The 14,735-nt window shown below is 61.3% G+C and carries 13 protein-coding genes; 8 read left to right on the top strand and 5 right to left on the bottom strand.

Features of this window, described 5'->3' with window-relative positions:
- Window position 1: 1 nt before the first annotated feature.
- The gene (locus BMZ70_RS04005; protein WP_092270225.1) at window positions 2–748 is read right to left on the bottom strand and encodes a transporter substrate-binding domain-containing protein; all 747 of its coding nucleotides are present in this window, start codon (window positions 746–748) and stop codon (window positions 2–4) included.
- Between the two features lie 158 nt (window positions 749–906).
- Here BMZ70_RS04005 and BMZ70_RS04010 point away from each other — a divergent pair, with 158 nt between their 5' ends.
- The gene (locus BMZ70_RS04010; RefSeq protein ID WP_092270228.1) at window positions 907–1,944 is read left to right on the top strand and encodes a GGDEF domain-containing protein; all 1,038 of its coding nucleotides are present in this window, start codon (window positions 907–909) and stop codon (window positions 1,942–1,944) included.
- Window positions 1,945–1,986: 42 nt separating this feature from the next.
- Here BMZ70_RS04010 and lysS read toward each other — a convergent pair whose 3' ends face one another.
- From lysS to prfB, 3 genes are all read right to left on the bottom strand, one after another.
- Window positions 1,987–3,516, bottom strand: coding sequence for a lysine--tRNA ligase (lysS, locus tag BMZ70_RS04015; protein WP_092270231.1), 1,530 nt, complete (start codon window positions 3,514–3,516; stop codon window positions 1,987–1,989).
- Between the two features lie 27 nt (window positions 3,517–3,543).
- Window positions 3,544–4,221 (bottom strand): HAD family hydrolase, encoded by a 678-nt coding sequence (locus tag BMZ70_RS04020; protein WP_092270234.1) that lies wholly within the window; start codon window positions 4,219–4,221, stop codon window positions 3,544–3,546.
- Window positions 4,222–4,224: 3 nt separating this feature from the next.
- Window positions 4,225–5,329 (bottom strand): peptide chain release factor 2 gene (prfB, locus tag BMZ70_RS04025; RefSeq protein WP_130300916.1). Its coding sequence is split into 2 segments (ribosomal slippage): window positions 4,225–5,247 and window positions 5,249–5,329, totalling 1,104 coding nucleotides; the frame shifts between segments, so codons are not numbered across the junction.
- Between the two features lie 161 nt (window positions 5,330–5,490).
- Between prfB and BMZ70_RS04035 the strand changes: the two genes are divergently transcribed.
- The 6 genes from BMZ70_RS04035 to BMZ70_RS04060 all read left to right on the top strand — a co-directional run bounded on the left by BMZ70_RS04035 (window position 5,491) and on the right by BMZ70_RS04060 (window position 12,900).
- Window positions 5,491–7,467, top strand: coding sequence for a bifunctional 2',3'-cyclic-nucleotide 2'-phosphodiesterase/3'-nucleotidase (locus BMZ70_RS04035; RefSeq protein ID WP_092270243.1), 1,977 nt, complete (start codon window positions 5,491–5,493; stop codon window positions 7,465–7,467).
- A complete protein-coding gene (locus tag BMZ70_RS04040; protein WP_092270245.1) occupies window positions 7,464–7,976 on the top strand; it encodes a tetratricopeptide repeat protein in 513 nt (170 codons plus the stop codon). Before BMZ70_RS04035 ends, BMZ70_RS04040 begins: the two co-directional genes overlap by 4 nt.
- Before the next feature lie 132 nt (window positions 7,977–8,108).
- Window positions 8,109–9,266 (top strand): ABC transporter substrate-binding protein, encoded by a 1,158-nt coding sequence (locus tag BMZ70_RS04045; RefSeq protein ID WP_092270248.1) that lies wholly within the window; start codon window positions 8,109–8,111, stop codon window positions 9,264–9,266.
- 69 nt (window positions 9,267–9,335) lie between these two features.
- Window positions 9,336–10,226: a branched-chain amino acid ABC transporter permease gene (locus tag BMZ70_RS04050; RefSeq protein WP_092277529.1), complete on the top strand. Its 891-nt coding sequence runs from the start codon at window positions 9,336–9,338 to the stop codon at window positions 10,224–10,226.
- 3 nt (window positions 10,227–10,229) lie between these two features.
- Window positions 10,230–12,164: a branched-chain amino acid ABC transporter ATP-binding protein/permease gene (locus BMZ70_RS04055; RefSeq protein ID WP_092270251.1), complete on the top strand. Its 1,935-nt coding sequence runs from the start codon at window positions 10,230–10,232 to the stop codon at window positions 12,162–12,164.
- Window positions 12,165–12,177: 13 nt separating this feature from the next.
- A complete protein-coding gene (locus tag BMZ70_RS04060; RefSeq protein WP_092277532.1) occupies window positions 12,178–12,900 on the top strand; it encodes an ABC transporter ATP-binding protein in 723 nt (240 codons plus the stop codon).
- A gap of 29 nt (window positions 12,901–12,929) precedes the next feature.
- On the opposite strand, the gene BMZ70_RS04065 is transcribed toward BMZ70_RS04060, so the two are convergent.
- A complete protein-coding gene (locus BMZ70_RS04065; protein ID WP_092270254.1) occupies window positions 12,930–13,769 on the bottom strand; it encodes a transposase in 840 nt (279 codons plus the stop codon).
- Window positions 13,770–13,889: 120 nt separating this feature from the next.
- Between BMZ70_RS04065 and BMZ70_RS04070 the strand changes: the two genes are divergently transcribed.
- Window positions 13,890–14,729, top strand: coding sequence for an aldo/keto reductase (locus tag BMZ70_RS04070; protein WP_092270258.1), 840 nt, complete (start codon window positions 13,890–13,892; stop codon window positions 14,727–14,729).
- The last annotated feature ends 6 nt before the right edge of the window (window positions 14,730–14,735 follow it).

Genomic DNA, 14,735 nt, shown 5'->3' on the forward strand with positions numbered 1-14,735 from the left:
TTTACCGCTGCGGCTTGCGCTTGACGGCTGGCGCCACCAACGCCGTGTTGAAGCGCGCGATCAACTCATTTTCCACGCGTTTGCTGCACATCAGGTGGCGCGCATAACCGGGCGGCATGTCGCGGAACATCACGATCTTCGTTTCGCTGTCGCTGTTCGAATAGTGGCCGAGGTAGTGCAGGATTTCCTCGATCGGCGCGAAGGTAATCTGCGCGCGGCCGACTTCAATCATGCGCAATACCTGCGGCATGTCGGCGTGGGTCTCCTTGCGCTGGGCGCGCATGACGGCGATTTCGCGGTCGAGGTAATCGCCGTACACAAAGCCGGTCTTCAGCAAAACCGTTACCGCTGGATCGGCCAGCACCGCACGCACCGTGACATCGCGCGGCAGTTGCACCTGCGGCCCGGCGAAACCGGCCCACGGCGAATCCTGCGTAATCGGTTGGCTGAATTTGGCGAACTGCTGGCGTTCCTCCGTCTTGTACCAGCCCACAGAGCAGATGCGCTCCTCATTCTTCTTCACGCGCAGCACCTGCCGCACCGCCGGCACTTCCTTCCAGAAGACCTGGATACCGGCTTTGCGAAACGCTGCCACAGTGGGCGCCACGGTGATGCCGCCGACTGTGCCGTCCGGGTGCACCTCAAGATAAGGTGGACGCTGCACGATCTGCAGTTCCAGCGGTTCGATGGCGTTAGCCGCATGGGGCAGGAGCAGCAGGGGGAGGAGGTGGCGGGTGTGAAGCATCATGCCGATATGGTAAGAGCGTGCCCGGCATGCCGCACCACACCAAAGCATGGGCGCCGCAAAAAATCATCCGCATGGATTAATGCCCATGCTTTGGGATGGTGACAGGGGCTGTTGCGGGCGGCAGAATCGCACGTTACATTCATGCTGGAGAAGAGTTAATGCCTACCGAACGGGCGCTGTCGCCCTTGCCCGGCACCTTGAAAAAGCTGGGCGTGATCACCGCGATACGCGATACCCAGTTGGTCGAACAGAGTTTGCTGCGCACCCTGGCGCCCATCCTCGGCGTGCTGGAAACCTCGCTGTACCGCATCAATGGCCAGCACCAGATCACCCACATCCTGCATCACTCGCGCACCGGCACGCGCGACAGCGCCGGGGCCGAGCGCATCGCCGAGCGGATCGAGGCGATCCGCAACGAAACCAACCTGCCCGAGCATATCGCGCTGTTGATCGACAACGTGCGCCTGCTGGGGCAAGCCTGCAACCGGCCCGGCCCGGAAGGGCTGGTGTTCTGCTATCCGCTGCGCAGCGGCGAGCAGCAATGCGGCTACCTGGTGTTTGAGCGCCGCCGCCAGTTGACGGCGATGGAGGACGCGGTGGTGACCGGCGTGCTGCAGGTGTACTCCAACTATTACGCGCTGCTGGACTCGAGCCAGCGCGACCGCCTGACCGGGCTGCACAACCGTTATGCGATGGAAGTCAGCCTCGATCGCCTGTGGGAAGAACTGTCCAACCACCTGCCGCCGCGCGACGGCTATTGGCTGGCGGTGCTCGATATCGATCACTTCAAGAACATCAACGACCAGTATGGGCATGTGATCGGCGATGAAATCCTGCTGCTGGTGTCGCGTGTGCTGGGAAAGACTTTGCGCCGTACGGACATGCTGTTCCGCTACGGCGGCGAGGAGTTCATCGTCATCGTCGAAGCGCGCGACCTCGAACTGGCGACGCAGTTTTTCGAACGCTTGCGCAAGGCGGTCGAGTCGTATCGCTATCCGCAAGTGGGGCAGGTGACGCTCAGCGGCGGTTTCAGCGCGGTCGCCACCACCGTGCTGCCGAAGAGCATACTGGAACGCGCCGACCGCGCCATGTACGAAGCCAAGAAGGCCGGCCGCAACCGCGTCTTCCACTACCAAGCCCTGCTCGATCAGGGCGTGCTGGAAGAACTGGAAACCGGCAGCATCACGCTGTTTTGACGTAAAAAAAGCCGCCCGGTGGGCGGCTTCTCGTTTTGGTGATTAGTCTTCGCGGCGCAGGTGCGGGAAGAGCAGGACGTCGCGGATGTTTGGCGAGTCGGTCAGCAGCATCATCAGGCGGTCGATGCCGATGCCGCAACCGCCGGCTGGCGGCATGCCGTATTCCAGCGCGCGGATGTAGTCGGCGTCGTAGAACATAGCCTCTTCATCGCCCGCATCCTTGGCCGCCACTTGCGACAGGAAGCGTGCCGCCTGGTCTTCCGCATCGTTCAGCTCCGAGAAGCCGTTGGCGATTTCGCGGCCAACCATGAACAGCTCGAAGCGCTCGGTGATGCCTTCGCGGGTGTCCGAAGCACGCGCCAGCGGCGATACTTCGACCGGGTAGTCGATGATGAAGGTCGGCTCCCACAGCTGCGCTTCGGCGGTTTCTTCGAACAGCGCCAGTTGCAGCGCGCCCAGACCGGCGGTGGCGAAAGGCTTCACACCGAACTTCAGCAGTTCTTTCTTGATGAATTCCGCATCGTTCAGCTGCACGTCGGTGTAGTGCGGCGCGAACTTGTTGATGGCGCCGACGATGGTCAGGCGGTGGAATGGCTTGGACAGGTCCAGCTCACGGCCGCCGTAGGTCAGCACTGCGGTGCCTTTGGCGTCGATTGCGGCCTGGCGGATCACGGACTCGGTGAAGTCCATCAGCCACTGGTAATCGGTGTAGGCCGCGTAGAATTCCATCATGGTGAATTCTGGATTGTGACGGACCGACACGCCTTCGTTACGGAAGTTGCGGTTGATCTCGAACACGCGGTCGAAACCGCCCACCACCAGGCGCTTCAGGTACAGCTCAGGCGCGATACGCAGGAACATCTGCATGTCGAGCGCGTTGTGGTGGGTGATGAATGGCTTGGCCGCCGCGCCGCCCGGAATCGGGTGCAGCATCGGGGTTTCCACTTCCATGAAGTCGTTCTTTTCCATGAAGCGGCGGATCGACGACATCGCGGCGGTACGCGCCTTGAAGGTGCGGCGGGTTTCCTCGTTCATGATCAGGTCCACGTAGCGCTGGCGGTACTTGGTTTCCTGGTCGGCCAGGCCGTGGAACTTGTCCGGCAGCGGGCGCAGCGACTTGGTGATCAGACGCAGTTCGGTGACCTTGATGGTCAGTTCATCGGTCTTGGTCTTGAACAGGGTGCCGACCACGCCCAGGATATCGCCCAGGTCATAGTGGTGCAGCGCGGCCATCGCGGCTTCGCCGGTCAGGTCCAGCGTGGCGTAGATCTGGATACGGCCGTCGGCGTTAGGGCCCGAGGCGTCTTGCAGGGTAGCGAAAGCGGCCTTCTTGCCGGCTTCGCGCTTCAGCATCATGCGGCCTGCCAGCTTGACGGTGACCGGAGTGGCTTCCAGATCTTCACGCGATTTCTCGCCGTACTGCGCGTGCAGGTCGGCAGCCTTGTGCTCCGGCTTGAAGTCGTTCGGGAAGGCGACGCCCTGGGCGCGGATGGCGGCCAGTTTGGCGCGGCGTTCTGCGATGATTTTGTTTTCGTCCGGGGCGGCTGCTTGGTCTTGAAGATCCGTAGTCATGGTCTTTACTTTTGTTGAGGTGATTATTTAGTTAGTGGCGGGTGCGTACGAAGAAAGCAGCTCGTCCACATCCAGCTCGCTGAAGTCGCGCACGACGGCGATGACGTTGTCGAATTCCTTAAACGCTTCAGCCGGCAAAGTGGTTGTCAGCACCACGGCGCGCATGCCTGCGCGGCGCGCCGCTTCCACGCCCAGCGGCGCGTCTTCGAACACGATGCTGTCCGCCGGCAGGGCGCCTGCGCGCTCGGCCGCCAGCAGGAACACGTCCGGATTCGGCTTGCCGCGCGCCACATCGGCGGCGCCGGCGATGGCGTTGAATTCCTTGCGCAGGTCCAGACCATCGAGCGTGAAATCGATGTTCTCGTTCGGCGCGGCGGTAGCCACGGCCAGCTTGATGCCGGCCGCCTTGGCGCGCGTGATGAAGTCGACGAAGCCGGTGGTCGGCGCCAGGTGCGGCGCGTACATCTCGCGGTACAGTTCTTCCTTCTCGAAATCGAGCGCCGCGCTTTCTTCCTTGGTCAACTGCTTGCCAAAGTAGGTGCTCATGATTTCGTGGCCCTGGCGGCCGGCGGTATTGCGGAAGAATTCATCCGCATCGACCACGTGGCCGCGGCGCTGGAAAAACTCCAGCCACGACTTCACGTGGAAGGACATGTTGTCGACAATGGTGCCGTCCATGTCGAAGATAAATGCGCGCTGGGTCATGGATTACACGCCTTGCTTCAGCGAGGCTGAAATGAAGTCATCCAGGTCGCCGTCCAGCACACCCTTGGTGTTGCCGGTTTCGAAGTTGGTACGCAAGTCCTTGATGCGCGACTGGTCCAGCACATACGAGCGAATCTGGTGGCCCCAGCCCACGTCGGTCTTGGAGTCTTCCAGTTTCTGCTGCTCGCTCATGCGCTTGCGCAGTTCCAGTTCGTACAGCTTCGCCTTCAGCATTTCCATCGCTTCGGCCTTGTTGCGGTGCTGCGAACGGTCGTTCTGGCACTGGACCACGATGCCCGACGGGCCGTGGGTCAGACGCACTGCGGAGTCGGTTTTGTTAATGTGCTGACCACCGGCGCCCGATGCGCGGTAGGTGTCGATACGCAGGTCGGCAGGATTGATCTCGATATCGATCGAATCATCCACTTCCGGATACACAAACAGCGACACGAACGAGGTGTGGCGGCCGCCTGCCGAGTCGAACGGCGATTTGCGTACCAGGCGGTGCACGCCGGTCTCGGTGCGCAGGAAGCCGTAGGCGTATTCGCCTTCCACTTTCAGGGTGGCGGTCTTGATGCCGGCGACCTCGCCGTCGGATTGCTCCATGATCTCGACCTTGAAGCCTTTGCGTTCGCAATAGCGCAGGTACTGGCGCAGCAGCATGGAAGCCCAGTCTTGCGCCTCGGTGCCGCCGGCGCCGGATTGGATGTCGACGAAGCAGTTGTTCGGGTCCATCGGATTGTTGAACATCCGGCGGAACTCCATGCCTTCGATGACTTTGCGGACGTCTTCAATATCGACGATCAGCGCCTCCAGCGTGTCGTCGTCGCCTTCTTCCTTGGCCATGTCGATCAGGTCGGCCATGTCTTTCAGGTCGGCGTTAGCCTTGGTCAGCGCGTCGACCACCGCTTCCAGCGATTTTTTCTCTTTGCCCAGATCCTGAGCTTTTTTAGGATCGTTCCAGACCGCAGGATCTTCCAGCTCGCCGTTTACTTGTTCGAGCTTGTCGACTTTGCGATCGAAGTCAAAGATACCTCCGAAGTTCAGCTTCGCGCGTGGTCAGATCGGCGAGCAGGGAGGTGAGGGCGTTGATGCGTTCGGCTTCCATGATGTTCTTCTTCTCTAAGGCTGAAATCAAACCTTGGATTATACCGTAACCGGCTACGCTCTCCCAGTGCTGTACGGCGGCTACCCCGACGGCCCTGAAATCCTGCCATTTAAGCCACAAAACGTATAGAATATTGCAGCCTGCAACTTATCCAGTCGTCCATGCGCCCAAACCACCGCGCCTGCCTGCTTTTGCCCGTTTTGCTGACCGGCTGCGCCCTCGCGCCGCAGGGCAGCGTGACGCCGTCCGGCGCCGAGGCCACGCTGGCGCTGCTGGAGACCACGGATTTGCACGCCAATGTGCTCAGTTATGATTATTACAAGCTGCAGGCCGATCCCGCCATCGGCCTGGAACGCACCGCGACGCTGATCAAGCAGGCGCGCGCCGAATACCCGAACAACCTGCTGCTCGATAACGGCGACGCCCTGCAAGGCACGGCGCTGGCCGACTATCAAGCCTTGGTCAAACCGGTGGCTTGCGGCGAAGCGCCGGCCATCTACAAGGCCATGAACCAGCTGGGCGTGGACGGCGCGGGCATCGGCAACCACGAATTCAACTACGGCCTGCCGTATTTGCAGCAGGTGACGTCGGCCCGCTGCGGCGGCCCGAACTTCCCCATCGTGTTGGCGAACATTGTTGACGTGAACACGAAGCAGCCGCTGTTCGCGCCCTACAAAATCCTGACGCGCCAGATACAGGCCACCGGCGCGGATGGCAAGCCGCTGACGGCCACCATCAAGGTCGGCATCATCGGCTTCACGCCGCCGGGCGTGCTGTCGTGGGATAAGCAATGGCTGGCCGGGAAGGTCTACGCCGAGGGCGTGCGCGAGACGGCGCAAAAATACATCCCGCAGATGCGTGCCGAAGGCGCGGACCTGATCGTGGCCATCTCGCACGGCGGCATCGATGGCGCGCCGTACACGCCAGACATGGAAAATGCCAACTACTACCTGGCGCAGGTACCCGGCATCGATGCCATGCTGATCGGCCACGAACACCTGCCGTTCCCGGATGCGGCCAGCGCACGCGCAGGCTTCAACTTGCCGGGCGTCGACAAGGCCAAAGGCACGGTCTACGGCGTGCCGGCCGTAATGGCCGGCCTGTGGGGCAAGCACCTCGGCGTGATCGGCCTGCACCTGAAATATGACGGCACGCGCTGGGTGGTCGACAAGAGCCGCACCACGGTGGAGGCGCGCGGCATCAAGCAAAAGGACGGCAGCTTTGTCGCCGCCGATCCGGCCATCGCGCCGCTGGTGGCGGCCGAACACGCGGCCACCATCCGCTACGTGCAAACGCCGGTCGGCATCAGCGACTTCCGCATGAGCAGCTACTTTGCCGACGCGGGCGACATCAGCGCCATCGAGTTGGTCAACCAGGCGCAAACCGCCTACGTGCAGGACTACGTCAAAGCCAGCTTGCCGCAGTACGCGGGGCTGCCGGTGCTGTCGATGGCGTCGCCGTTCAAGACCGGCGCGGCCGGCGTGGCCGATTACACCGACGTCAAACCGGGCCCGGTGGCGCTCAACAACGCGGCCGACCTGTATCTCTACCCGAACGCGCTGCACGCCGTGAAGATGGACGGCGCGGGCCTGAAAGCGTGGCTGGAAAAATCCGCCGAGCGCTTCAACCGCATCGATCCGGCCAGCGGCGCGCAGCAGGAACTGGTCAACACCGGCTTTTATGGCTTCAACTTCGACATGCTGACCAGCGCCGACGTCAGTTACCAGATCGACGTGACCCAGCCGGCAGGCCAGCGCATCGTCACCTTGCACTATAAAGGTGCGCCGCTGTCGCCGTCGCAGGAATTCCTGATCGCGACCAACAGCTATCGCGCCGGCGGCGGCAGCAATTTCCCCGGACTGGATGGCAGCAAGACCGTGATCGCCGCGCCGGATTCCAGCCGCGATGTGCTGATTGCTTACATTCAGAAGGCCAAACAGCTGAGCCGCGCCCGCAACGGGGCCACCCGCAGCTGGCGTTTTGCGCCGGTGGCAACCAAGGGGGCAGTGGTGTTCCATTCCGCACCGGGCCTGCTGGACCTCGCGCGCGAAGCCGGGCTGGCTGGCGTCTCCCAACTTAAATCGGACGATGGCAGCGGCAAAGGCTTTGCCCTGTACGCCATCGATTTGAGCAAATGAAGCTCCGCCACGCCATCGCTGCATGTGCCATCGCATTCGCCGGTGTGGCGGCCGCCGGCCCGGTGGAAGAAGGGCGCCTGGCGCTGCGCGGCGCCGACGGCGTGCCGGCCAACCTGCCGCGCGCTTTTGAACTGTTCAGCAGCGCCGCCAAAAAAGGCGATGCGCTGGCCGCCTATTATCTGGGCATGATGTACCGTAACGGCATGGGCGTGGCGCGCGACCTGAAAGCAGCCGCACACTGGCTGCAGTTCTCCGCCAACCGCCAGACTCCGGCCGCGATGTACGCGCTGGCCAAGCTCTATCTCAGCGGCGAAGGCGTCAAGCGCGACGAGCTGGCGGCGCGCCGCTGGATCGAAAAAGCCGCCGACCTTGAATATCCCGAAGCCGTGATGGCAATGGCCATCGGCCTGCGCGACGGTTCGATGGGTTTTGAGCGCAACGAAGCGCTGGCCGAAACCCAGATGCGCTTCGCCAACCGCGCCCTCAAACAAGCCACGCCGGGCATGTAATCCGCTCTTGCTGCGACGCCGCACATCTATCTGTTGCCGATGCTGTACTACTAACCTACAATCGGTCTCCGATGGGGCGACTTTCCAGCGTACGACTAATACAAAAAACGTTGTATCTACAGGAGATGGCACATGAATTTCAAATTGAAATTGCTCGTTGCAGGTGTAGCACTCGGTTTCGCGGCTGCCTCCCAGGCGGCTGATCCCATCAAGATCGGCGTGTCCGGTCCGTTCACCGGCGGTTCCGCGCCGATGGGCGTGTCGATGCGCGACGGCGTCAAGCTGGCCGTGGCCGACATCAACGCCAAGGGCGGTGTTCTGGGCCGCCAGATCCAGCTGGTCGAACGCGACGACGAAGCCAAGCCGGAACGCGGCGTGCAGATCGCGCAGGAACTGATCAACAAAGAAAAAGTGGTGGCCACTGTCGGCTACATCAACACCGGCGTGGCGCTGGCCTCGCAGCGCTTCTACCAGGACGCCAAAATCCCGGTGATGAACAACGTGGCCACCGGCTCCATCATCACCAAGCAGTTCGCCGACCAGCCGGAGAACTACATCTTCCGCAATTCCGCCAATGACCAGATCCAGTCGCACATGATCATCAAGGAAGCGGTCGACAATCGCAAATTCAAGAAGGTCGCCATTCTGGCCGACTCCACCAACTACGGCCAGCTGGGCCGCGAAGACCTGGAAAAAGCACTGGCAGAGAAAGGCCTGAAAGCGGTCGCCACCGAGAAGTACAACATCAAGGACGTCGACATGACGGCCCAGCTGCTCAAGGCCAAGCAGGCTGGCGCGGAAGTGGTGCTCACCTACGGTATCGGCCCTGAGCTGGCACAGATCGCCAACGGCATGGAAAAACTGGGCTGGAAAGTGCCGCTGATCGGCAGCTGGACCCTGTCGATGGCCAACTTCATCGACAACGCCGGCAAGAACGGCAACGGCACCCGCATGCCGCAAACCTTCATCCAGGACCCGAACACGCCGAAGCGCAAAGCCTTCATCGACGCTTACCTGAAGGCCTACAACCCGCCGCAAGGCCGCATGCCGTCGCCGGTGTCGGCGGCGCAGGGCTATGACTCGATCTACCTGCTGGCTGCCGCCATCAAGCAGGCCGGCAGCACCGACGGCCCGAAAGTGAAGGCGGCGCTGGAAAACCTGTCCGAGAAAATCGACGGCGTGGTGACCACCTACAGTAAGCCGTATAGCAAGGACGATCACGAAGCCATCAACGCCGAAATCACCGTGTTCGGCGAAGTCAAAGACGGCAAAGTAGTCTTGGCCAAGTAAGGCCGCCTAGCGCCACAGTGGCCAGACTTGTTGAGACAAGCCTGGCCATTTTTCTTGTCGGGGGAAATGATGGAAATTTTGCTGCAACTGGTGTTCAGCGGTATCGCGCTGGGCATGATCTACGCGGTGATCGCCTTTGGTTACCAATTGACGTTCGCGACCTCCGGCACGCTGAACTTCGGCCAGGGCGAATCGCTGATGCTGGGCGCCTTGGTGGGCCTTAGCCTGGTCGGGAACATCCACGGCGGGCCTTACATGGGCTACCTGCTGATGATTCCCATCGTGATCCTCTTCGGCGCGCTGCAAGGCATGCTGGTGGAGTGGATCGGCGTGCGGCCGGCCATCAAGATCAAGTCCGAATTCGGCTGGATCATGTCCACCATCGCGCTGGCCATCATCTTTAAAAACGTCGCCGAGAATATCTGGGGAAAGGACGACCTGACTTTCCCTTCGCCGCTGTCCTCCGCACCGATTGACATCATGGGCGCCAATGTGCAGCCGATGCAGATTGCAGTAGTGGTCGGCGCGCTGGCCATCATGGCGGCGGTCGAAATCTTCAACCGCAAATCCATCTACGGCAAGGCGGTAGTGGCCACCGCCAACGACCGCGACGCGGCAGGTCTGATGGGCATTAACACCGGCATGGTGATTACCTTCTCGTACGCACTGTCCTCGGCGGTGGCCGCGTTTGCCGGCGTGCTGGTGGCGCCGCTGACGCTGACCGGCGCCACGATGGGCGCGTCGCTCGGCCTGAAAGCCTTCGCCGTGGCGATTATCGGCGGCCTGACTTCGGGCGTGGGCGCCATCGTTGGCGGCCTGATTCTGGGCGTGGTCGAAACCACCGCCGGCTACTACATCTCCACCGGGTACAAAGACGTACCGGGCTTGCTGCTGCTCCTGCTGGTGCTGGCGGTGAAGCCGTCCGGCCTGTTCGGCAAAGCCGCCATCAAAAAGGTCTGACCCATGAAGAAGACAATCATTGCAGCAAGCGTGGCGGGACTGGCGGTGCTGGTGCTTTATCCAACGCTGATTCCTAATCCTTACTATATCCATCTATTCGAAACGATTTTAATCTACGCGATACTATTGTTCGGGCTCGATATCGTGGTCGGCTACACCGGGCAGGTGTCGCTGGGCCATGCGGGTCTGTTCGGCATCGGCGCCTATGTGACCGGAGTGCTGGTGATGAAACTGGCCGCGCCGTTCTGGATCACGATACCGGCGGCGATTCTCGTGGCGGCGCTGTTCGGCGCCATTCTCGCGCTGCCGGCCTTGCGCGTCACTGGTCCGTACCTCGCAATGGTGACGCTGGCCTTTGGCACCATCATCCAGATCCTGATCAACGAGATGACCTGGCTGACCGAAGGGCCGATGGGCATCAAGATCGCCAAGCCGGTGCTGTTCGGCGCCAAGCTGAACGAAGTGCAGTACTACTACATGGTGGCGGCGCTGATGGTGGTGTCGCTGGTGGTGGTGCACCGGATTTTGAAATCAAATCTCGGCCGCGCCTTCGAAGCGCTGCGCGACAGCCCGATCGCGTCGGACTGCATGGGCGTGTCGGTGTATCGCTACAAAGTGTACGCCTTCATCATCAGCGCCGGTTTCGCTGGGCTGTCGGGCAGCCTGTATGCGTATTCGGAGGAGTACATCAATCCGAGCAGCTACACCTTCGAGCTGACCATCCTGTTCCTGCTGGCGGTGATCATGGGCGGCCGTAAAACGCGCTCCGGCTCCCTGATCGGCGCGATGATCGTGGTGATGCTCCCAAGTCTGCTGGCCGATATTGAACTGTTCCGCCAGATCGCCGTGGCGGCGGCGGTGCTGGGCGTGATCGGCTCCGCGCTGGCGATTGCGCGCAAGCGCTCGACGCCGCGCGGTGTGCTGGTGCCGCTGGTGGCGACCATCGGCATGGCGGCGTTCTCGTACAAACTGGAGAACATCGTCGACTGGCGCCTGACCATCTTCGGTTTGATGACGCTGTTCGTGGTCTACTACCTGCAGGATGGTATCGTCGGCTTCCTGCTTGGACTGCTGGGGCGTGGCACGGTGCACGCCAAGGCGGTGGAGGCCAGCGGCGCCGAGCCGTTCCCGCGCGCGCAGGGCGGCAAGACCGGCGACAGCCTGCTCAAGGTCGAGCAAATCCTGATGCAGTTCGGCGGTCTGAAAGCGCTGAATCAGGTGGACCTCAACGTGATACAAGGCTCGGTGCATGGCCTGATTGGTCCCAATGGCTCGGGCAAGAGCACCATGATGAACGTGCTGACCGGGATCTACAAACCGACCGCCGGCAAGGTGGCGTTTTCCGGTGCCGTGATTTCGGGCCGCACGCCGTCCGAGATCGCGCTGGGCGGCGTGGCGCGCACCTTCCAGAACGTCCAGCTGTTTGGCGAAATGACCGCCACCGAGAACGTGCTGGTCGGCCTGCACAACACCTTCAAATCGAATGTGCTGGACGTGATGCTGCAAACGCCGCGCTACAAGCGTGAAGAGAAGGCGGCGCGTGAACGTGCCGCCAGCATCCTGGAATTCGTCGGCCTGTCGGATCTGGCCAACGAAGAGGCGCGCAACCTCCCGTATGGCAAACAGCGCCTGCTGGAAATCGGCCGCGCGCTGGGACTGAGTCCGCGCCTGCTGCTGCTGGACGAACCTGCGGCCGGCCTGACCGCGCCGGACATCAAGGAACTGATGGCCATCATCCGCAAAATCCGCGACCACGGCATCACCATCATCCTGATCGAGCACCACATGGACGTAGTGATGGCGCTGTCCGATACCGTGACAGTGCTGGACTTCGGCCAGAAGATCTGCGAAGGCGCGCCAGCTACGGTGCAATGCGATCCTAAAGTGATCGAAGCCTACCTTGGTGGCAGCGACGCAACGGCGCCTGCGGCGCATTAACGAGGACACGACCATGCTATCGATCTCCAATCTGCACGCGGCCTACGGCAAAGTCGAAGTCCTGCACGGCATCTCGCTGGACGTCCCGAAAGGGAAGCTGGTGACGCTGATCGGCTCCAACGGCGCCGGCAAAACCACCACCATGCGCGCCATCTCCGGCATGATCAAACCGAAAGGCGGCAAAGTGACGCTGGACGGCAAGGACATTACCGGCCACGACTCGCACAAGATCGCCCGCGCCGGGCTGGCGCATTCGCCGGAAGGCCGGCGTGTCTTCGCCTCCATGAGCGTGACCGACAACCTGCTGCTGGGCGCCTTCCCGCGCTTCACGCATGCGCGGCCGAAGGGTGACGTCAAGCGCGATCTGGAAAAAGCGCTGGAGCTGTTCCCGCGGTTGAAAGAGCGCCAGACGCAATTGGCCGGTACCCTGTCCGGCGGCGAGCAGCAAATGCTGGCAATGGCGCGCGCCGTGATGCTGAATCCGGACGTGGTGCTGCTGGACGAACCGTCGATGGGCCTGGCGCCTATCCTAGTGGAAGAAGTGTTCCGCATCATCCAGCGCCTGAAGTCCGAGGGCGTAACGATGCTCTTGGTGGAACAATTCGCCGCCGCCGCGCTGAACGTCGCCGACTACGGCTACGTCCTCGAAAACGGTAGCATCTCCGTCCACGGCCCGGCCGAAAGCCTGAAAACCGACCCCAAAGTCATCGCCGCCTACCTCGGCGGAGGCCACTAAATTCGGGGTCAGAGCCGACAATCGGACATTTAGCCTGGTTTATGTTTCTTCACAGCTCGGCTGACGGTCTTCGAGGAAACGCCGAAGTGAAGGCCGATTTCCTCCATCGTGTAGGCGGTGGAGTGATAGGCGGACGCCATTGCTTCCTCGATGGTGTGGTATTGCGTGGCATAGTAGTTTAGTGATTGTGCTACTGCGCGACGTTGCGCTTTGATTATTGCTCCGTCCTGAATATGCGAGGAGGTATGGCGTACTTTCTCTATAAATTCGTCGTCTCCGAGGATGAGTTGATGCTTGATGTTGAGCAGCGGGCTAGCTTTGCCGATACCCGCGTGCACAAATTCTCGATAGGCTTCCCGCGCGGCTGCTGGTTCGGTTCCGAATCTCAAGAGTGTTGAGTTGGCGTCCAGCCATGCCGGGGGAGTCTGGATGCCCATGAGGCAGAGGTGGCTACTCCATTGCCACTCCTCAGGCAGGAGTACGAGTTGGGCCCGAACCGGATTTAACACGATGTAGCGCGCGAGTTCCAATAAGTATTGCTCGCGTTGAACGAGTATCCCCTTGTAGCGGCCTTGGAAAACGTGCCCTACCAAGTTGTGCTGCCGGTTGAAGTATTGGGAGTACAAACCGTTGAGCTGCTGCATCCCTTGCATTAGGTTACCCTCTACTGTTTCCAGCAAGATATGATAATGATTGTTCATCAGGCAGTAACTATGCACGACGAAGTTGTAGCGGAAGCATACCTCCTGCAATATCGAGAGCCAGACAAGACGATCAGAGTGATCCATATAGATAGCAGCTCTCCGGTCCCCTCGCGCGGTGAGGTGATAGATTGCTCCGGGAAATTGTAGTCTTAGAGGGCGGCTCATCTGATAATCCTATTCGCCTGAATGGAGTTAACAATGAGGCAGCTCAAGTCGTGTGAAGGCCGTATCGTTGAGTCTGTGTCCGATTGTCGGCTCTGACCCCGAACTTTTGTGGAGGCATGAATGAAGGTGGCTAGTTTTTTGTCGGGTCCGGTTGTGCCGGCACTTGGGCAGGGCACGTGGAATATGGGCGAGAAGGCGGGGCGCAGGCAGGATGAGGTGCGCGCGTTGCAATTGGGACTTGATCTGGGCTTGACCTTGATTGATACCGCCGAGATGTACGGCGAGGGCGGCGCGGAGGAGGTGGTCGGCGCGGCCATCGCCGGCCGACGCGATGAGGCGTTCATTGTCAGCAAGGTGTATCCACATAACGCCAGCTTTGATGGCGTGCAGCAGGCCTGCGAACGTAGCCTGAAGCGCCTGAAGATCGAGACCATCGATCTGTATTTGCTGCATTGGCAGGGCCATCACCCGCTGGCCGAAACCTTCGACGGCTTCGAGGCGCTGAAGAAGGCCGGCAAGATCAAGGCCTACGGCGTCAGTAATTTTGATCTTGAAAACATGGAGGAGGCGCAAACTTACGGCGCGCCTGCCACCAATCAAGTCTTGTACAACCTGATGAAACGCGGGATCGAGTTCGACCTGCTGCCGTGGGCGCGTGCGCAGGGCATGCCCATCATGGCGTACTCGCCGTTGGAAACCTCGGGCCGCGAGCAGGCGGCGTTGCTGCAAAATCCCGGCCTCAAGGCGGTCGCCGACGCGCATGGCGTCACGCCGGCGCAGATCGCGTTATCCTGGGTGCTGCATCAGGACGGCGTGATTGCTATCCCCAAGGCCGTCGATCCTGTACACTTGCGCGCCAACCGCGCTGCGGCTGATCTCCGGCTTTCCGCCGATGATCTGGCCGCATTGGATAAGGCATTCCCGCCGCCGCGACGTCGCCGCGCGCTCGACATGCGATAAATGAAT

This window comes from Duganella sp. CF402 (genome assembly GCF_900109645.1).
Taxonomy (GTDB): domain Bacteria; phylum Pseudomonadota; class Gammaproteobacteria; order Burkholderiales; family Burkholderiaceae_D; genus Rugamonas.